The sequence below is a fragment of the Thiorhodococcus drewsii AZ1 genome (genome assembly GCF_000224065.1).
Lineage (GTDB): Bacteria > Pseudomonadota > Gammaproteobacteria > Chromatiales > Chromatiaceae > Imhoffiella > Imhoffiella drewsii.
Genome location: NZ_AFWT01000009.1, coordinates 102,578 through 121,572, shown reverse-complemented (window position 1 = coordinate 121,572; position 18,995 = coordinate 102,578). Strand labels below are relative to the sequence as shown.

Here is an 18,995-nt window from a genome sequence, read left to right as displayed (position 1 = left end):
GACCGCATGTCATCGTACGAGTGGAGGAGGCGTTGAGTAGGGATTCGACAACCGAGATTCGAGAGCGCGTGCGGGCCGCCGCAGCGGATGGCGCCCCGTTGTCCATCGTGGGCGGTGGTAGCAAATCCTTCTACGGTCGGACTCCCCGAGGCGAGCCCCTCGATCTGTCCGATCACGTGGGGCTCCTCAATTATGAGCCGAAGGAATTGGTGTTGACCGCGCGTGCCGGGACCGCGCTCGATGAGATCGAGCAGATCCTGGCCGAGCATGGCCAGGGGCTGCCGTTCGAGCCGCCCCGTTTTCGCGTTGGCGCGAGCGCGGCGGTCGCGACTCTGGGTGGAGCGATCGCCAGCGGGCTCGGCGGTCCGGCTCGACCCCATGCCGGTGCGCCGCGCGATCTGGTGCTGGGCGTGCGGGCCCTGACTGGGCGCGGCGAGGTGCTGAGGTTTGGTGGCGAGGTCATGAAGAACGTCGCCGGTTACGATATCTCGCGGCTGATGGCCGGTGCCATGGGAACGCTGGGGATTCTGCTCGACATTAGCGTCAAGGTGATGCCGTGTCCCGCCGTCACCCACACCCGGATGTTGGAGCTCGGGGTGGAGGAGGCGCTGGAGCGCATGACTGACTGGGCCGCCAAGCCATTGCCCATCAGCGCGACCGTTTGGTACGGCGGACGGCTTTGGGTGCGTCTCTCGGGTGCACGGCTGGGCGTGAGTTCGGCGGCCGAGTCGATCGGTGGTGAGCCTCTGGACGATGCGGCCGCCGAGACCCTCTGGCGCGACCAGATCCGTGATCAGGCCCATTTCTTCTTTGCCGGCGAGGGGCCGCTGTGGCGGCTGTCTCTGCCCTCGGCCGTGGGGCCGTTGTCGCTCGCGGGCGATCAGCTGATCGAATGGAGCGGATGTCAGCGCTGGCTGCGTAGCGATCGGTCGGCCGATGAGATCCGCCGTCAGGTCACGGCCGTCGGCGGTCACGCGACCCTGTTTCGTGGCGGTGATCGCTCCGGAGACGTCTTCCATCCCTTGCCGGAGACTGTCATGCGACTCCATCGGCGCGTCAAGCTGGCATTCGACCCACTGGGTATCCTCAATCCCGGCCGGCTCTACGCCGAGTTTTAGGGCGGCCCATGCAAACCGAGATCCTGCCTGAACTCCTCGACACGGCCGATGGTCGCGAGGCCGACGCCATTCTGCGCAACTGCGTCCATTGCGGTTTCTGCACGGCGACCTGTCCGACCTATCAGCTTCTCGGCGACGAGTTGGATGGACCGCGCGGTCGCATCTATCAGATCAAGTCGGTTCTAGAGGGCGAGACCCCGACGCGGGTGACCCAGCTCCATCTGGACCGCTGCCTGACCTGCCGCTCCTGCGAGACCACCTGCCCCTCGGGCGTGCGCTATGCGCGCCTGCTGGATATCGGGCGACATCTCGTCGATGAACGGGTTCGTCGACCGCTGGTCGAGCGCTGGCTGAGGCGCGGGCTCGTCTTCGTCCTGTCGCATGCCGGTCGTGCCCGTGCCTTGATTGGTCTTGCGCGGTTGCTGTCGCCACTGCTGCCATCCGCCTTGAGGGCCAAGGTTCCACGGTCGCAGTCGGTCGGTCATTGGCCGCGTCCACACGGTCGGCGACGGGTGCTGGTCCTCGGTGGCTGCGTGCAGGCGGCTGCGACTCCAGCGACCAATGCTGCAGCCGCGCGTATCCTGGATCGGCTCGGGATCGATCTCGTCGAGCCGGCCGGATCCGGGTGCTGCGGGGCTGTGGCCCATCATTTGGACGCCCGCGAGGACGCGATTCACGCCATGAAGCGCAATATCGATGCCTGGTGGCCAGAGATTGAGTCCGGGTGCGAGGCGGTTCTGGTGAATGCCAGTGCCTGCGGCGCCATGGTGAAGGAGTATGGCGAGCTTCTGGCCAACGATCCGGACTACGCGGTCAAGGCGGCCCAGGTGTCCGAGCTGGCCCGCGATCCGGCCGAGCTGTTGGCCGGAGTCGAGGATCTATCGTCGCTCGGCGTGTCCGGTGGCGGTCGCCGGGTGGCCTTTCATGCCCCCTGCAGTCTGCAGCATGGTCAGCGTATCCGCTCGGTCGTCGAGTCGATTCTGGTCCGCTGCGGATTCGTACCGACCCAGATTGCGGATGCCCATCTCTGCTGTGGTTCGGCCGGAACCTATTCGATCACCCAGCCCGAGCTGTCACTGCGGTTGCGCGACGATAAGCTGTCGGCCCTGGCCAGCGGGTCGCCGGAGGTGATCGCCACAGCCAACATCGGCTGTCAGCTGCACCTCGATGCCGGGACGGAGATCCCGGTGGTGCATTGGCTGGAGCTGCTGGATCCGAACCGTGCGGATCCCGATCATCCCAGATCCTGAAGTGGCGCGGGACGGGCGAAAAAGTAGCCCTGAGCACAGTCCACGCCGATGTTCTCCAGTACGTCGAGTATCTCCGCGTTTTCCACAAACTCAGCGATGACACGCTTGCCCATGCCGTGCGCCATGTCGGTGATGGCCTTGACGAAGATGCGGTCCTCGCGATTGTTGGGGAGGTCGCGGATGAAGGCGCCGTCGATCTTGATGTAGTCGACTGGAAGCTGGCGCAGATAGGCGTAGGAGGCATAACCGCTGCCGAAATCATCTAGGGCGAAGCGGCAACCGAGCTCCTGGATGCTCTTCATGAGTCGTGTGGCGTCGGTGAGACTGTCGATCGCGACCGACTCGGTGATCTCGAACGAGAGGCGTTCCGGGTCGATGGCGTGCAGTTGGATCAGTCGCTCAAGCTCCTTGAGAATCGTTGGATCGACCATGGCGTTCCCGGATAGATTGACCGCAATCCGAAGACTTGGATAGCGGGCCAAGACCTCGATCACCTGGCTCAGAACCCAGTGATCGATGATCTGGATCAGGCCGGTCTTCTCGGCGATGGGAATGAAACGATCCGGGAACACCATGCCGCCCTCCCGGTCGCGCATGCGCAGCAATGCCTCCATGTGGCAGGGCGCGCCCGTGGCCAGATCGATGATCGGCTGGAAATGGAGTTCGAACCGGTCTTGGCGGAGGGCCTCGGCGATCTCCTCCTTCCAGAGGATGCGGTCGTTGAGCTGCTTGCGGCCCGGGTCCAGCGGTGAGAAAAGGTGCCAGCGCCCGCGCCCGCGATCCTTGGCCTGATACATGGCCAGGTCGGCGTTCGCCATGAGTTCTGGGATGTCCTGTCCGTGCTCCGGAAAGGTCACGATGCCGATGCTGGCCGAGATGCGGTGCTGACGGCCCTGTTCTCGCAGGTTGATGCCACGGATGACCTTCTGTGCCGTTTCGGCGCAGGCGATCGCCTCGTCGGGGCTGGCCTCGGGCAGTACCAGGGCAAACTCGTCGCCACCGAGACGCGCCAGCAGGTCGCTCGATTGGGCGATGCCGCTCAGCTGTTCGGCGACACGTTTGAGCAGGGTGTCGCCCACCTGATGTCCGCTGAGATCATTGACGTCCTTGAACTCGTCGAGGTCGAGGTATAGCAGTGCGCCGCTGTGACCAAAGCGCATGGCTTGGTCGACCACGCGTGCGAAATCCTCCTTGAATCGGTGTCGGTTCATCTGGCGTGTGAGCGGGTCGTGGTCGGCGAGCCAGATGAGCTGCTCTTCCGCCTGTTCCCGATCCTGTTGTAGCAATTCCATGCGGTCGGTCAGATGTTCGACCGTTTCGACCATGAGGTCGATCTCGTCGCGTGGCAGATGCAGATGGACGAAAGGCGCGAGGGCTGCGCGCAGGTCGGCGTAGCGCCGTTCGGCGAGTAGGGGCAGGGCGGACGCCAGATCGCGCAGTCGATAGAGCGGGGGCTGCATGATCACCAGAAGGAGCGACTCGGACAGCAGCAGTCCGAAGATCGCGATCAGCAGGCTGTCGTGCCAGGCATCTTGGATGCTCTCCTGTTGAGTCGTGACGTCGTTGATGACATAGGCACTGACGCCCTCGGACAGACCTTTGATGCGGTAGATCTCGAACCACTCCCGGTCATCCATCTCGATCAGGGCCGGAGTGAGCGTCATCTTGCTCAGGGATGGCCAGGCGGTCCGCAAGATCGGCAATGAGCGTTCTGGATAGGTGATGACGGGGAAATTGAGCTGATACGATGGTACCGGTTCCGCTTCCTGTTCTGGTGATGTCGGGTCGGCTGGTCGGTCGTTCTGGTCCAGGTCGATGGCGATCTCGGCGCCGGTCAAGGCGTTGAATGCCAGCAAGGCGTCGGAAAGTGAGCGTTCCAGCACCAGCGATCCGGCGAAGCGCCCCTCCCAGAGTTCTGGCGCCACCAGATACTGACCGCAGCCGAATTCGCAGGAGACTAGTGAGAAGGTGCTCTCGGGTGAGTGCTCGAGTCGGGTCAGCAGCACGCGCGGCAATTCGGCCGCACCACGTGGCGGCCAGGAGAGCTGCGTCTGGCCGTCGGCCTCGATCCAATGGACCGAGCGGATGTCCCATTCCAGATCGAGCATCGCACCATTTGCATCGAGTGCCTTGGCGAGTTTGTCAGTGAGATTGGCCGCGTTTGCGGGACCCAATGCTGAAACCATGCTGGCGAGCTTGGACATCTCCTGGGTGCGTTCATTGAGCATGGCGCGCAGTTGCCGGGCTTGCTGCGCGCGGACCTGGGTTTGCTGGAGTTCGAACTGTCGAATCGACTGGGCATTGGCCAGAAAGGCGAGCGAGGCGTTGACCACGACGAGGATGAAGCTCAGGGCGATGAGCGCCTTCCAGCGCAGACTGAGAAAGAGGGGGGGCGAGGTCTGCTCGATATCTCTCATGCTGTTTCGCCCTGAAGCGGCTTGATTGCCCGGTATCGCGGATATTCCATGCTCAATATTAGGTAGGTTGGACGGCTGGCCCTAACGCCGCCCAGTCGTCCAGGTCGCGAATGGAGATCCGATGGCAGCGGGTGTTGCCGCCATGCGTTGGCTGAACGCACTCGCAGGGTCGACCGGAAAGGGGGCCGGTATCGGTGAGGATTCGGGTTCCATCCGGGTAGTGCGTCAAGCGCGTACCCGGATAGCGTCTCTTTTCATTGAGGGGCGCGTTCGTGATCCGAGGTGCTTCGTGGGCGATTGGCCACTGACCTGAGGATGCGGCGATCCGCAGTGCGAATGGCAGCCGATCCACCTTTTCTCTTGATGCTGCCCCTTGCGGATCACGCTGGATCCAGCGAAAGCGTTTGGCTAGCAGTGTGCCGCGCGATTTCAAATGGACCGCAGTCTAATCGGTCGTGTCAAAAAGACCAAGGCTCGGGGCCGCGTCGAGTGCGGCGACAAGACTTCTTATTATACAGCGTCGGGACATCTCGGCTTGCGGCGAATGCGTTCCGGCATCTGGGGCGTTCAGCGGAAGACTTCCTTGGCGATGCCATTGACTTCGACGATCTTGGTGAAGCCGGCGGTCTTGGATGGGCAGAGATAGTTGACGACACTGATCTGCTGGACGGGCTGGTCGAGATCCTTCTGGCTCAGTCCGACCGAATAACCCCCGCCTGCCTTGATGGGAAAGCAGCCGCATTCCGCCAGTTGCTCTGTGGTCATTCCGGGGACTAGGTTGCAAGTCTGCCCCTCCTTGCGTGAAGCGTCCGACTGACATCCGCTCAGGGTTGGGGCGATTGCCAACAGGATGCCCGCGATCACATGGAAGGAGGTGGTGCGGGGGTGTCGTGCATGCATGGTTGGACCCTGTGTTGGTTGGTCGCTCGTGATCGTCTTTTTCGCATCCACTCTTGAATAAACGGCTTGGGGCGGGGGTTCCCGTACCCTGAGCGAGGTCTCCCTAACGGAAAGTTAAGGATCCGTTAAGTTGGCCGACATGCGGTTGCCAGGATACTGCTCCCTGATGTGGACGTCTTGGGTTGTGTTGTCCGATCGGACATCCAGTCCAATTCAACTGATTTCACGAGGAGCGCGAGCATGACTTCGAATCGATTGATTGAACCCGAAAAGCGGAGGGGTAAGACTGTCGCGCCCCGCCGTGTCGCGCGGACGGCCATCGCCACGGCCGTGACCTTGGCCTTGGTGGTGGGCGGAACCATGATGGTCCGCGCTGAGGCTCCGGCGGTGTCGCTTCACTCGGCGACGGGGCAGCCGATGGCGCTGCCCAGCTTCGCCGATGTCGCAGAGCGTGTGTCGCCGGCTGTGGTGAACGTCAAGGTGACCTCCGAGGTGAAGACTGGGGGTGTGGTGGTGCGCGGTCTTCCGGGGATGCCCGAGAATATGCCGCTCCCCGAGTTCTTCCGCCGCTATTTCGACGAGCGTGTCCAGGGGGCCCCGCATCGTATTCAGGGCCAAGGCTCCGGATTCCTGGTGGACCCGAATGGCTATATCGTGACCAATAACCATGTCATCGATGGTGCTACGCAGGTCACGGTTGTGCTCAACGATGGCTCATCGCATACGGCCAAGGTCGTTGGACGGGACGACAAGACCGACTTGGCGCTCCTGAAGATCGACACGGATCATCCGCTCGCTTATGTGGAACTCGGCGATTCGGCCAAGGCGCGTGTCGGTGATTGGGTGCTGGCCGTTGGCAATCCGTTCGGCTTGGGCGGCTCGGTGAATGCTGGCATCATCTCGGCGCGTGGGCGCGACATCCATTCCGGACCCTATGACGACTATCTGCAGATCGATGCCGCCATCAATCGCGGCAATTCGGGTGGTCCGTTGTTCGACACCAGCGGTCGGGTGATCGGGGTCAATACCGCCATCTATTCGCCGACCGGTGGCAATGTGGGGATCGGGTTCGCCATTCCGGCGGAGACGGTCAGTCATGTGATCGCGGATCTGCGCGAGAATGGTCATGTCGAGCGCGGTTGGCTGGGTATCCAGATTCAGCCGGTGACCGAGGATTTGGCTGCTGGTCTGGACTTGGACGAGGCGCGCGGTGTGCTGGTCGCCGATGTGGTGCCGGGCGGACCGGCGAGCGTGACCGATCTGCGGGCGGGCGACGTCATTCTGAGTGCCGACGGTCAGCGGATCGAGAATTACAAGGATCTCCCGAGATTGGTGGCCGACCTCAAGTCGGGCAGCCGGATGGAATTGGATGTCATGCGTGACGGTAAGCCGCTTCGCATCGACGTCAAGGTCGGATCCATGCCCGACAATGGCCGTGTCGCCTCGGCGTCCCAGTCCGATGATCAGTTGGGCGAGAATCCGCATCTGGGGCTCTATCTGGCGCCCTTGACGCCCGAGCTCCGGATGCGTCGCGGGTTGGACGACGGGAGCTCCGGGGTCTTGGTCGCCAGGGTCGAGCCCGGTAGTCCGGCCGCTGAGGCCGGCATCGAGCCCGGCAGCCTGATTTCGATGGTGGGGGCGGATCCGGTCAGTTCGCCCGCGCAGGTTCAGGCGGCGGTGCGTAAGGCGAGCGCCGAGAAGCAGAAGGCCGTGATCATGCGGGTCGAGCGCGGTGGACGGGCCTTGTTCGTGGCCGTCCCGCTGACGGCCTGAGCGCGTGTCGCGCACAGCGATAGCTTCCGCGATGCAGGAGTCGGGACATCCTGATGTCCCGATTTCGAGTCGAAAAGGCCCGTGTACGGGCCTTTTCGACATTTTCTCGTGGGTTGAGGTTGGAGGTCGAGAGTCGATGCATATCCTATTGGTCGAAGATGATCGTCAGATGGCGGACTATCTGCGCAAGGCGCTGGTGGAGTCCGGCGCTGTGGTCGATCTGGCCGGCGATGGCCGTGAAGGGTTGCTGATGGCGGCCAGCGGTGACTATGACATCCTCATCCTCGATCGTATGCTGCCGGGTCTCGACGGGCTCGGCATCGTGCGCACCCTCCGTGCCTCTGGTAATCGTACGCCGGTGCTGTTCCTGAGTGCCCTCGGCGAGGTCGATGACCGGGTCGAGGGCTTGCGTGCCGGCGGCGACGACTATCTGATCAAGCCTTTCGCCTTCTCCGAACTCCAGGCCCGCGTCGAGGTGTTGCTGCGGCGGGGCTCGACCGAGGCCCCGGCGACGCGTCTTTGCGTCGCCGACCTGGAAATGGATCTACTCAAGCGCGAGGTTCAGCGTGCCGGCCAGCCGATTCAGCTTCAGCCGCGCGAGTTTCGTCTGCTCGAATGCCTGATGCAGCAGGCGGGGCGCGTCGTGACTCGAACTATGCTGTTGGAGCAGGTTTGGGACTATCACTTCGATCCTCAGACCAACGTCATCGACGTGCACATCAGCCGCTTGCGCGGCAAGATCGACAAAGGCTTTGGCGCCCCCTTGCTGCATACCGTTCGCGGCGCCGGCTATATGCTGCGCGCCGAATGACGTCCCCCGCGCGCGCAATCATCGGTGCCTGGGCCGAATTGCGCTCGCGCACCCCTCGCATCCTGCGCAGTTCCACCTTTCGGCTGGCGCTGCTCTACGTCTTTCTGCTCGGCGTCTCGGTCGCCATCCTATTGGCATTCATCTATTGGTCGACTGCCGGCTACATGGATCGTCAGATCGAGGCCACCATTCAGGCCGAGATCCGCGGTCTCGCCGAGCAATACCGTCAACGCGGTCTGACTGGGCTCACCGCCGTGATCGGCGAACGTGTGGCGCGCGATCCGGTGGGCTCCAGCGTCTATCTGCTCGTTGACGGCGACCTGCACCGCATCGTCGGCAATTTGGACCGCTGGCCGGTCGAGTTACCGGATACCGAGGGTTGGATCAGCTTTCATCTGCGCGAGCGCGGACCCGATCATTCGGAGGAGCATGAGGCGCGCGCCCAGGTCTTCCGACTGCGCAGTGGGTTGCGGCTGCTGGTGGGACGCGATGTGCGCGACCTGGAGGCGATTCGATCGGTGATCCTTGAAGCGCTTGGCTGGGGTCTGGCCATCACGGCCGGATTGGCCCTGCTGGGTGGCTGGCTGATGAGCGCGAGTTTGGTCAGGCGGCTCGAATCCATCAATCAGACCAGTCGCGAGATCATGGAAGGCGATCTCTCGCGGCGCATTCCGTTGAGCGGGAGCGGCGACGACTTCGATCAGTTGGCGGCCTCGCTCAATCGAATGCTGGAGCGAATCGAGGTGCTCATGGCCGGGGTGCGTCAGGTCTCGGACAATATCGCGCACGACCTGCGTACTCCGCTGACGCGGCTGCGCAACAAGCTCGAATTGCTCAGCGCCGAATTACCGGGGGCCGGATCCGCTCGCGCATTGGCGGATGAGACCATTTCGGACGCAGAGGAGATGCTGACGACCTTCAATGCGCTGTTGCGGATTGCGCGGATCGAATCCGGTAGTCGTCGCTCCGCATTCGCGACATTGGATCTGGTGCCGCTGATCGAGGATGTGGTTGAACTCTATGAGCCGGTCGCGGCCGAGCGGGATCAGTCTCTAATCCTGACTCAGACCGGGCCGGCACATGTGCTCGGGGATCGCGATCTGATGTTTCAGGCATTCGCCAATCTGGTCGACAACGCGATCAAGTACACCCCGACCGGAGGTCGGGTGAGCCTTGAGGTCGTCGAGACGGCCGACGAAATACAGGTGCTGGTCTCGGATAATGGGCCGGGTATTCCTAGCGCATTGCGCGAACAGGTCTTTCGCCGCTTCTTTCGCATCGACGACAGCCGCTCGACGCCTGGCAGCGGGCTGGGGCTGAGTCTGGTGCGTGCCATCGTCCAGATTCATCACGCGACCATCGAGTTGGAAGACAATGGGCCAGGTCTACGTGTGCTTCTGCGCTTCGAGCGATCACTGCTAAAGATTGGATGAGCGTGGGCCGCCGTTCGCTGGTACACGTATATTAGAGCGCCGAAACAGAAAATGAACGCGGGGCGTGCGCTTTAGTCTCGAATAAGGTATTTTAACCGGCTTGGTCGATTTCCAATGGATGGTTTGGAATCAAATTCGATCAGAGCGTTGGATTCTCTTAGGCGTAGATCTTGATTGGTGCGGTGGTCTTCGCCCAGCGTTCCTCGTCTGCCGTCAGGCGCCGTTCGAGGTCTCCAGGTTGCCCTGCGGGGTCGTCGACCCATTCGCGCAGGAAGGTGCCTCCAGACAGCAGGTCGATCGCGAGACGTTCCGTCTCGTACTCATAATGGAAGTTTCGCCAGATCGGGTAGTCGGGATACTCGAGGCGTAGGCTTTTGAGCAGGAGCGCCATCAGCCGGTATGGCTTGAATCTCTCGTGCCGATAGCCCGCGTAGTCGGTGTGGATCTGCAGGCCCGAGCAGTGTTGTCCGACGTGCTTGTGAAAGGTCGGCTCGAACCAACAAGGACGGATCAAGGCGCCTTCGGTCCAGGACGGCCATTCGTGTCGCATGCGCCGCAGCACCTGCTCGAAATCGACGTCCGGTGCGCCGACCACTTCGAGTGGGGTTGTGGTGCCTCGGCCCTCGGAGAGCGTGGTCCCTTCGAGGAGCACCGTGCCCGGGAAACAGCGGGCCATGTTGAGGCTCGACGCGTTGGGGCTGGGGTTGACCCAGGCCAGTTCGGCAAGCGGCCAGCCGTATCCTGGAGCCTCGGAGGGTGAGTAGCCTTCCATGGCGACCAGATGGAGATCCAACGGCTGCCTGCGATCGGCGACGAACCATTTGGCCAGTTCGCCGAAGGTGAGGCCATGGCGCATGACGAGTGGTCCCGCGCCGACGAAGCTCTCCCAGCCCGGTTCCAGCAGACTGCCTTCGATCGGGCGGCCGGCCGGATTGGGGCGATCCAGTATCCAGAGACCCTTGTCGTTCGCGCTACAGGCGTCGATGAGATAGCTCAGGGTGGTCACATAGGTATAGATCCGCGTTCCGATGTCCTGCAGGTCGACCAGCAGCACGTCGAAGCTGTCGAGCATCTCCTGGGTGGGGCGGCGTACCTCGCCGTAGAGGCTGTAGACGGGGATGCCGTAGCGAGGGTCGAGCGTGTTGGGTGTCTCGACCATGTTGTCCTGCTTGTCGCCCCTCATGCCGTGCTGGGGGCCGAAGGCGGCGACGATGTTGAGCTCGTTCAAGGCCATGAGGGCGTCCAGGCTGTGATGGCCCTCTGATGTGACCGAGCCCGGATGACCGAGCAGTGCGATACGGCGGCCCCAGAGCGGTTTGCGTAGTTCCGGATTTTCCAGCAGACGGTCGATGCCGAGTTTCATCATGTTCCAGAACCTGTGTCGGGACCTATTGTTCAAGTGAGGCGCGGATTGTCTCCCTGAATCGGGCCTCAACTCAATGCGTGATGACGCTGGATACCTTTACCAATTGAATCGAGCGTTTCGCCAAATCCCTTAAAGAGGGTTTTGGCGGAGTGTTTCTACAGAGTGGCTGGCTGACTCCAGCGAAGAATGATGCGGCGATCCGATTTCCATTACGACCTCCCTCCCGAATTGATCGCGCAGCGACCGCCGGCCGAGCGTGCCGGAGCGCGTCTTCTGACGCTGGAGGGCGCGCCCATGCTGCCTTGTGATCGCTTGTTCAGGGATCTGCCCCAACTGTTGCGTCCCAACGATCTGCTGGTGTTCAACAACACGCGGGTGATGCGCGCGCGTTTGTTTGGGCACAAGGAGAGCGGCGGTCGTGTCGAGGTGCTCATCGAGCGTCTGATCGCGCCCGACGAAGCGCTCGCCCATGTTCGCGCCAGCAAGTCCCCGCGCGAAGGCAGTCGTATTCGTCTGGCCGAGGGTGCCTGCTTGCAGGTGTTGGGGCGAGAGGGCGCCTTGTTTCGACTGCGTGCGTGCGATCTTGGGTATGCGGAGCTGATGGATGCCTACGGGCATCTTCCTCTGCCGCCCTATATCCAGCGCCCGGACGACACGACCGACGATGCGCGCTATCAGACCCTGTTTGCGCGCCACGAGGGTGCGGTCGCGGCGCCGACGGCAGGCCTGCATTTCGATGAGGCGATGCTGGCGCGTCTGGCGGACATGGGAATCGAACGGGCCGAGGTGACGCTCCATGTCGGTGCTGGAACCTTTCAGCCGGTGCGGACCGATGATCTCGATCAGCACCAGATGCATGCCGAATGGCTGGAGGTGTCCGAGGCGGTTTGCGCGCAGGTCGAGCGGACGCGCTCACGAGGTGGGCGCGTCATTGCGGTTGGTACCACCTGCGTTCGGAGTCTCGAAACGGCTGCAGCGGGTGGTTCACTGGTGCCCTTCAGGGGCGAGAGTCGTCTCTTTATTCGGCCCGGTTATCGTTTCCGCGTCGTCGACGCAATGGTGACCAATTTCCATTTGCCCGAATCCACTTTGTTGATGCTCGTGGCGGCGTTCTCTGGTTATGCCTCCATCATGAACGCCTATCGCCATGCCATTGCTGAGGGATATCGTTTCTTCAGCTATGGAGATGCGATGTTTCTGACTCGCGCCGAAGTTGAGGGCGATCTCTCCGGTTAAGCGTTCTGATTCAGGGTCGAATAGCTCTGTGGCCCTTTTTATCCTTATCCCGTTTTCGAGGGGGTAAGCCCGGTTTGGTTCAGGCGCCAATGGAAATTTATATGTCTGCCTATTGGCTTCTCGGTTCATTGCGATTCTTGATAATCGTCTTCGTTGTTATGTCTCGCGTCGTCCTTTCGTGTTGTCCTTTTCTTGGCGTTTTGCGTGATTTCTCGTCATGCGTCACGAAATGAAGCGATGTTTTCTTGACATTTAATAGTTATTGCATACATTATTCAGAAGCGCGATTGATATCGTGCTTCTGAATGACCGTCTATGTCCCACCTATTGGAGGTATCGCACGTGGAGTACGCTAATCTTAGCGTCGAAGAGATCCAGCGTCAGCTGGACGAGGCCGAATCCAAAAAGACTGAGTTGAAGCGTCTTCTGGAAACGCGTCGAGAGGAAGGTAAGGATGATATCGTTCAGCAGGTCAGGGATCTGATCGAGAGTAACGGATACGATTACGACGAGATCATTCCGCTCGTCGCCCCTAAGCGGCGGCGTGGTGCTGGCCGCAAGCTGTCTGGTGATCGCCAGTATAAGCGTTATGTGGATCCGGATAACTCCGAGAACGTCTATGTTCGCGGTGTTCTGCCAGGCTGGATGAAAAAGAAGATGCAGGAGCAGGGATACGATCCGTCTTCGAAAGAGGACCGTGAGGCGTTCAAGGCGAACTCTTTGCGCGAGATCTAAGGACAGGCTGTCCTGGCCTGCGCATCCGTGTCGCCTATTCGGTTTCCGCTAGGCGTGCGTGATGGATGCGGTATGGATTGGAGCGGGGTTTCGATCGTCAGACGGCAAGATCCGATCTTGGCAGGTCCGGCCGTTGCTCCGCTCAGTCACGTATTTTTCCCTACTAGATTTTGGTTTGACGAGCACTTAAACTCCTGCTCAACTAGATCGCGACGGCTCGGAGTGTCGCGTCAGATCTTTCCTCTAGATACAGGCTCTCTCTCTGAACGCCCTTTTCTGGATCTCCAGTCCCTCAAAGGCTGCATTGTCTCCGCAACTGGTTTCGAGTTGTTCAGGTACCGTTTTTTCCCGAATGCATCGTGATGCGGGATCGGACGGTTGAGTCCTAAGCACACTTCGTCTCCAATGGTTGGAGGCAAAGACCGTCGAATCAGTTGTGCATTGATTTTTCGACCGTTCTCACTTTTCTTCAATGCGCGATCCATGGAATTTGAATGATGAACATCTATGTCGGCAACTTGGCCTATAGTGTCACCGAAGAAGACCTGCGCGCGGCGTTCTCGACGTATGGCGAGATCTCCAGCGCGAGCTTGATTACCGATAAGTTCACCGGTAATTCCAAGGGGTTCGGCTTCGTGGAGATGTCTAACAACGCCGAGGCTGATGCCGCGATCAAGGGACTGAATGAAACTCCGCTCAAGGGGCGCAACATGAAGGTCAACGAGGCGAAGCCGCGCAGCCCGCGTCCGGCTCGTGCACCGCGCTGGTAGACTGTTGATCGCCCCTGGATGGTTTGATCCGGGGGCTTTGATCGGGCATTGTGTGTCCGATCGATTTTGTTCGTTCGAGCCTGGTAGTCTATCGGCTGGTTGTTATCATCCGATGCCTTCTCATGCTCGATATCCATTCAGAAAACGCCCCTTCAGAACAGGTTCCCGGTTATTTTTCGGTTAGCTACCGGGTTCGGCCTGAAAATCCTCATGCCCATCTGTTCCGCATCGAGATGCGGATACAGGATCCGCCGCTCGGTTCGTTGCGCCTATCCATGCCCGCCTGGATTCCAGGCAGCTATATGGTGCGTGATTTCGCCCGAAATCTGTTGAAATTGGACGCCGTCGATGAAACGGGCGCGGCGCTTCCTATACACAAAACAGACAAGCAGACTTGGCTCTGCGAGACGTTCGGGAAACCGCTCATCCTGTCGTATCAAGTCTTCGCATGGGATCTCTCCGTGCGCGGTGCTCATCTCGATGCGACCCACGCCTATTTCAACGGCCCCGCGTTGTTGTTGCGCGCCGAGGGCCTCGATCATCTTCCCTGTCAAATCGAGCTGCTTCCGCCTCCTTCTGATCGGTCGGGGGATTGGCGGGTGGCGACGAGTCTGCGTCTTCTGAATGCGGACGCGAATGGATTCGGGCTCTATGCGGCCGAGGGCTATGACGACCTGATCGATCACCCGGTCGAGATGGGGCGATTCAGATCCTTCTCCTTCGAAGTCGGCGGAATTCGTCATGGCATGGCGATCACAGGGCGTCATTGGGTGAGCGAGTCCCGTCTGATCAAGGATCTGGAGCGTATCTGTGCTCAGCACGCGGCACTCTTCGGTGTGCTGCCGATCGATCGCTATCTGTTCCTGTTGACGGTGGTCGGTGATGGGTATGGTGGTCTTGAGCACCGTTACTCGACCAGCCTCATGTGTGCGAGGGACGATCTTGCCGGTTCGATGGACGAAGGGGTGTCCGCTGGCTATGGCCGATTCCTCGGGCTCTGTAGTCACGAATACTTCCATCTCTGGATGGTCAAGCGCATCCGTCCCGCCGCTTTGATGGAAGGCGGGCTCGATCGTGAGGTACATACCCGTTTGCTCTGGGCGTTCGAGGGCATCACCTCTTACTATGATGAGCTGGCCCTTGTCCGCTGCGGCTGCATCGATCCCAAGACCTATCTCGGCATGTTGGCGACGACCATTACTCGGGTCATGCGCGGCCCCGGACGAGGGGTGCAGACCTTGGCCGATTCGAGCTTCGATGCCTGGACCAAGTTCTACAAGCAGGACGAGAACGCCCCCAATGCCATCGTCAGTTACTACGCCAAGGGGGCCCTCGTCGCCTTGGCGCTCGATCTGACCCTGCGTGAGTGCACCCAGGGTGCCGTTTCGCTCGACGATGTCATGCGTGCCCTCTGGCGCGCGCATGGCGAACCTGGGATCGGCGTTCCCGAGCGCGGCGTGGAGGCGATCGCCCAATCGGTGTCCGGCTTGGATCTGAGCGAGTTCTTCGCGCTCGCCCTCGATTCGACCCAGGATCTGGACCTGGTTCCGCTGCTCGAAACCGTCGGTATCGGAATGCGTTTGCGCCCCTCGCGTGGCGACAAGGATCTGGGTGGCCTGGTCGAATCCTTCGACCCGATTGCGCCAGGCAATGGTCTCTCCATCCGTTTGCGTCCAGGTGTCTCCGAGGCGGTCGTTCAGAGCGTCCTGACCGGCGGGGCCGGTGAGCGCGCTGGCTTGGCGCCTGGCGACACCCTGATCGCCGTGGACGGCTTGCGAGCGAGCGCCGAGAATCTGGGGCGACTTCTAGAGCGTGCGGCGACCCAAGACGCGGGTGTCACGCTGCATCTGTTCCGGCGTGACGAGCTTCTGGTGCTACGAGCCGATCTGCAGCCCGCCGCCTCCGATACCTGTGAGCTCCTCTGGCTCGATCAGCCCGCCGAGTCGGTCGAGCAGGCCAGGCGCGCCTGGCTTGCGAGTCTGGCATGAGTCAAGCGATGGAGCGTCATTTCGCATTGATCCGTATGTTGGCGGATGGTCAATTTCATTCTGGAGAGGCGATCGCCGAGCATCTCGGGGTCACGCGCGCCGCCGTGTGGAAGGCGTTGCGCAGGACGGCCGATCAATTCGACTTGGAGATCGAGTCGGTGCGCGGTCGTGGCTACCGGCTGCCGGTGCCATTGGAGCTGCTCGATCGCGAGGCGATCCTGGCGGCTATGTCGGGCCGCGCGCGGGCCGGTTTGACGCGTCTTGAGATCCAGGATCAGATCGATTCGACCAGTGCCTATCTGATGCGCGAGGCCGCGCTTGGCATGCCCTCGGGCGTGGCCTGTCTCGCCGAGCGCCAAACCGCCGGACGCGGGCGCCGGGGGCGTGTTTGGGTATCGCCCTTCGGTGTCAATCTCTATCTGTCTCTGCTCTGGCGCTTCCCCTTGGCGCCCGCCGCCTTGGGCGGCATGAGCCTCGCCGTTGGCGCGGTCATTGCCGATCTGTTGCGTTCGGAGGGGATCGAGGATCTCTCCTTGAAATGGCCCAACGATCTGCTCTGGCGCCGCCGCAAGCTCGCGGGTCTATTGCTTGAGGTGTCCGGAGAGTCCCAGGGGCCGAGTCATCTGGTGATCGGTCTCGGGATCAATCTGCGCATGCAGCCGACCCAGGGGGCTTCGATCGAGCAGCCATGGGCCTCGATCGAGGAGGCGATGCCGGAGCTCAGCCGTTGCCGCAATGTGCTCGCCGGTCGCTTGCTGGAGGCGCTGGTGAGCGCGTTGGAGCGCTATGGGCGCGAAGGTCTGTCGCCGTTCATCGATCTTTGGCGCCGTTTCGATAGGCTTCATGGCGAACCGGTGCGTCTGATCCTCGGAGATCGCGTCATTCAGGGTACGCATGCGGGTATTGCGGCCGACGGTTCCTTGATTCTGGAGACGCCCGAGGGGCGAGTGCCGTTCCAGGCCGGCGAAGTAAGCCTTCGGGCTCAGGAGTCTTGATCATGTTGCTGCTCGATATCGGAAATACGAACCTGCGCTGGAGCCGTGCAGCCGCAGAGGGTGTGTCTCAGCCGGAGATCGTTCGTCACGGCGGTGCGGTTCCGCTCGACCTGCTGGCCTGCTGGGAGACCCTGGAGCCTCCGTCGCGGATGCTCGTCAGTAACGTTGGCGGAGGGGGTGTCGGCGAATCCTTGTGCCGGGTTGCGCGCGCCTACTGGGGTGTCGAGCCCGAGTTCGCGTGTTCGCGGGCGTCGTGGCGGGGGCTGCGGATCGCCTATGCCGATCCCGGTCGTCTCGGCGTCGATCGCTGGTTGGCTCTGGTCGAGGCCCATGCCTCTGGCGCTCGGCCCGCGCTCATCGTCGATGCCGGTACGGCCGTCACCTTCGATCTCATGCTTGGCGATGGGCGCCATCTGGGTGGGGTGATTCTGCCTGGCGTCGAGATGATGCGGAACAGCCTGTTGGCGGGCACCCAGATCCCGCGCATCCAATCCGAGCCGACTGGCGAGCCCTGGGCGGCGGATACCGGAACTGCGGTGGCGGCGGGGAGTGTGCAGGCCGTCGCTGCCCTGACGGATCGGCTATTCGAGCGTCTTGCGGTCGAGTCGGGAAGCGATCCGCGTTTGCTGCTGACCGGAGGGGATGCGGACCGCATTCAGGACGCGATCGCGAAACCCTGCGAACGTGTTCCCGATCTGGTGCTGCGTGGCCTGATGCGAATCGCCCAGAATGGCGACTGAGACTGCGGTCTTGCGCTGGAATAGGGTGGCGATGTCGAAATGGTGCCCCCGACAGGATTCGAACCTGTGACCTACCGCTTAGGAGGCGATCGCTCTATCCAGCTGAGCTACGAGGGCGGGTGAAAGGCGAGAAGGCTGGGATGGCCTCAGGCGGAGCAGTGTAACGCAGCGTGCCAGTTGGGGCCATTCCCGGTGCGCGACCGACGCCGATGCGTCGGTCGCGCTTCGCCATCAGCGAGGCGAAACGATCCCGAGCAGGTGGGCGAGATCCTTGAAGAAGATGCGGAAATGGGCACCTGGTCGCGCCTTGACCAGGCGCTTGTTCATATAGGCCTCCCAGGTCAGGTGCTGGATGTCCGGGTCGGCGCAGAGGCTGACGAAGCGCTCGCGACGCTTGTCGCTGGAATACCAGAACTTCTGCATGATTCCCAGCACCCAGAATACCTTGCCGTGTGCCTTCATGAAGCGTTGACGGGCCTTCTTGAGCGCCTTGGGGTTGCCGGTGGTGCAGAATTCGTTGACCGCCTCGCCTGCCATGCGCCCGCAGGCCAGGGCGTAGTAGATACCCTCGCCGGAGGCTGGCGCGACGCAGCCGGCTGCGTCTCCAGCGAGCAGGATGTCGCGACCGTTATCCCACACCTTGAGCGGTTCGAGCGGAATGGGTGCGCCCTCGCGTCTCAGGGTCTCTGCGTTTTCTAGTCCGGCGCGGCGGCGCAGCTCGGTGCAGGCCGAGCGCATCGAGAATCCGGGGATGGCCGTGCCGACGCCGACGCTGATGGTGTCGCCATGTGGGAAGACCCAGCCGTAGAAATCGGGCGAGATGTCGCCCTGGTAGTAGACGTCGCAACGGGTACCGTCGAAATCCGCGTCCTTGGGGGTGGCGACGATCTCGTGGTAGGCGGAGACGTATTTGACGGTCTCGTAGCCTGGGACGTAATTCTTGCCGACGAATGAGTTGGCCCCGTCCGCGCCGATCACGGCCTTGGCGCGCACGCTCTCGGCCTCGCCGTTGATGCGGTCCTGGCCGGAGCGGAAGTGGATCACGGCGGTGCCGTCGCTGTCGCGCTCGATGCGCTCGAAGGTGCCGGTCTTGCGGATCGCGCCGTTCTGGGCCGCGCGCTCGCGCAGCCATTCGTCGAAGTGCTCGCGGTCGACCATGCCGACATAGCCGCCGTCGATCGGCATGTCGACCTCGCGGTCGGAGGGGGCGATCATGCGCGCCGAATAGACCTTAGTGGCCAGGGCCGATTCTGGGATGTCGAATTCGCGCATCGCCTGGGGCGGGATGGCGCCGCCGCACGGCTTGATGCGCCCAGCGCGGTCGAGCAGACAGACGGAACGGCCCAGCTTGGCCAGGTCGTTGGCGGCAGTGGCCCCGGCGGGTCCGCCACCAATAACGACGACGTCGAAGGTTTCAGGGTTTGACATGGAAAGTCTCGTCGATAGCAAAAGGACTCGCGCAC

Annotated in this window: 15 protein-coding genes and 1 tRNA gene; 11 read left to right on the top strand and 5 right to left on the bottom strand. The window is 61.9% G+C overall.

Annotated elements, in window-relative coordinates; translation table 11 throughout:
* The first annotated feature begins 32 nt into the window (after positions 1-32).
* Both glcE and glcF read left to right on the top strand, forming a co-directional pair.
* Positions 33-1,118 (top strand): glycolate oxidase subunit GlcE, encoded by a 1,086-nt coding sequence (gene glcE, locus THIDRDRAFT_RS08000; RefSeq protein ID WP_007040332.1) that lies wholly within the window; start codon positions 33-35, stop codon positions 1,116-1,118.
* An 8-nt stretch (positions 1,119-1,126) separates the two neighbouring features.
* Positions 1,127-2,368 carry a glycolate oxidase subunit GlcF gene (gene glcF, locus THIDRDRAFT_RS07995; protein WP_007040331.1) on the top strand — a complete coding sequence of 414 codons (1,242 nt, stop codon included), beginning with the start codon at positions 1,127-1,129 and terminating at the stop codon, positions 2,366-2,368.
* Here glcF and THIDRDRAFT_RS07990 read toward each other — a convergent pair.
* Together THIDRDRAFT_RS07990 and THIDRDRAFT_RS25545 are read right to left on the bottom strand one after the other, a co-directional pair.
* Positions 2,353-4,785: a bifunctional diguanylate cyclase/phosphodiesterase gene (locus THIDRDRAFT_RS07990; protein ID WP_007040330.1), complete on the bottom strand. Its 2,433-nt coding sequence runs from the start codon at positions 4,783-4,785 to the stop codon at positions 2,353-2,355. The two genes, glcF and THIDRDRAFT_RS07990, sit on opposite strands and share 16 nt — an antisense overlap.
* Positions 4,786-5,352: 567 nt before the next feature.
* Positions 5,353-5,685, bottom strand: a complete 333-nt coding sequence (locus THIDRDRAFT_RS25545; RefSeq protein WP_007040328.1) for a hypothetical protein — start codon at positions 5,683-5,685, stop codon at positions 5,353-5,355.
* 240 nt (positions 5,686-5,925) lie between these two features.
* Between THIDRDRAFT_RS25545 and THIDRDRAFT_RS07980 the strand changes: the two genes are divergently transcribed.
* From THIDRDRAFT_RS07980 to THIDRDRAFT_RS07970, 3 genes are all read left to right on the top strand, one after another.
* Positions 5,926-7,458 (top strand): DegQ family serine endoprotease, encoded by a 1,533-nt coding sequence (locus THIDRDRAFT_RS07980; protein WP_007040327.1) that lies wholly within the window; start codon positions 5,926-5,928, stop codon positions 7,456-7,458.
* Positions 7,459-7,594: 136 nt separating this feature from the next.
* On the top strand, positions 7,595-8,269 hold the full coding sequence (locus THIDRDRAFT_RS07975) for a winged helix-turn-helix domain-containing protein (RefSeq protein ID WP_007040326.1): 675 nt from the start codon (positions 7,595-7,597) through the stop codon (positions 8,267-8,269).
* Complete coding sequence (locus THIDRDRAFT_RS07970) at positions 8,266-9,702, top strand: sensor histidine kinase (RefSeq protein WP_007040325.1); 1,437 nt, start codon at positions 8,266-8,268, stop codon at positions 9,700-9,702. Before THIDRDRAFT_RS07975 ends, THIDRDRAFT_RS07970 begins: the two co-directional genes overlap by 4 nt.
* Before the next feature lie 157 nt (positions 9,703-9,859).
* Here THIDRDRAFT_RS07970 and THIDRDRAFT_RS07965 read toward each other — a convergent pair whose 3' ends face one another.
* Positions 9,860-11,068 carry an exo-beta-N-acetylmuramidase NamZ family protein gene (locus tag THIDRDRAFT_RS07965; protein ID WP_007040324.1) on the bottom strand — a complete coding sequence of 403 codons (1,209 nt, stop codon included), beginning with the start codon at positions 11,066-11,068 and terminating at the stop codon, positions 9,860-9,862.
* A 189-nt stretch (positions 11,069-11,257) separates the two neighbouring features.
* Here THIDRDRAFT_RS07965 and queA point away from each other — a divergent pair, with 189 nt between their 5' ends.
* The 6 genes from queA (at position 11,258) to THIDRDRAFT_RS07935 (ending at position 17,532) form a co-directional block, all read left to right on the top strand.
* Positions 11,258-12,304 carry a tRNA preQ1(34) S-adenosylmethionine ribosyltransferase-isomerase QueA gene (gene queA / locus THIDRDRAFT_RS07960; protein WP_040844315.1) on the top strand — a complete coding sequence of 349 codons (1,047 nt, stop codon included), beginning with the start codon at positions 11,258-11,260 and terminating at the stop codon, positions 12,302-12,304.
* A 342-nt stretch (positions 12,305-12,646) separates the two neighbouring features.
* Positions 12,647-13,039, top strand: coding sequence for an H-NS histone family protein (locus tag THIDRDRAFT_RS07955; protein ID WP_007040322.1), 393 nt, complete (start codon positions 12,647-12,649; stop codon positions 13,037-13,039).
* Between the two features lie 497 nt (positions 13,040-13,536).
* A complete protein-coding gene (locus THIDRDRAFT_RS07950; RefSeq protein WP_007040321.1) occupies positions 13,537-13,809 on the top strand; it encodes an RNA recognition motif domain-containing protein in 273 nt (90 codons plus the stop codon).
* A 122-nt stretch (positions 13,810-13,931) separates the two neighbouring features.
* A complete protein-coding gene (locus tag THIDRDRAFT_RS07945) occupies positions 13,932-15,797 on the top strand; it encodes a M61 family metallopeptidase (protein WP_007040320.1) in 1,866 nt (621 codons plus the stop codon).
* Entirely contained in the window at positions 15,794-16,792 is a 999-nt protein-coding gene (gene birA / locus THIDRDRAFT_RS07940) for a bifunctional biotin--[acetyl-CoA-carboxylase] ligase/biotin operon repressor BirA (protein ID WP_007040319.1), read from the top strand. The genes THIDRDRAFT_RS07945 and birA overlap by 4 nt, the downstream gene beginning before the upstream one ends.
* Positions 16,793-16,794: 2 nt before the next feature.
* Complete coding sequence (locus tag THIDRDRAFT_RS07935) at positions 16,795-17,532, top strand: type III pantothenate kinase (RefSeq protein ID WP_007040318.1); 738 nt, start codon at positions 16,795-16,797, stop codon at positions 17,530-17,532.
* Between the two features lie 40 nt (positions 17,533-17,572).
* On the opposite strand, the gene THIDRDRAFT_RS07930 is transcribed toward THIDRDRAFT_RS07935, so the two are convergent.
* A tRNA-Arg gene (locus THIDRDRAFT_RS07930) sits at positions 17,573-17,649 on the bottom strand.
* A gap of 114 nt (positions 17,650-17,763) precedes the next feature.
* Positions 17,764-18,960 carry a geranylgeranyl diphosphate reductase gene (locus tag THIDRDRAFT_RS07925; RefSeq protein WP_007040317.1) on the bottom strand — a complete coding sequence of 399 codons (1,197 nt, stop codon included), beginning with the start codon at positions 18,958-18,960 and terminating at the stop codon, positions 17,764-17,766.
* Between the last annotated feature and the right edge of the window lie 35 nt (positions 18,961-18,995).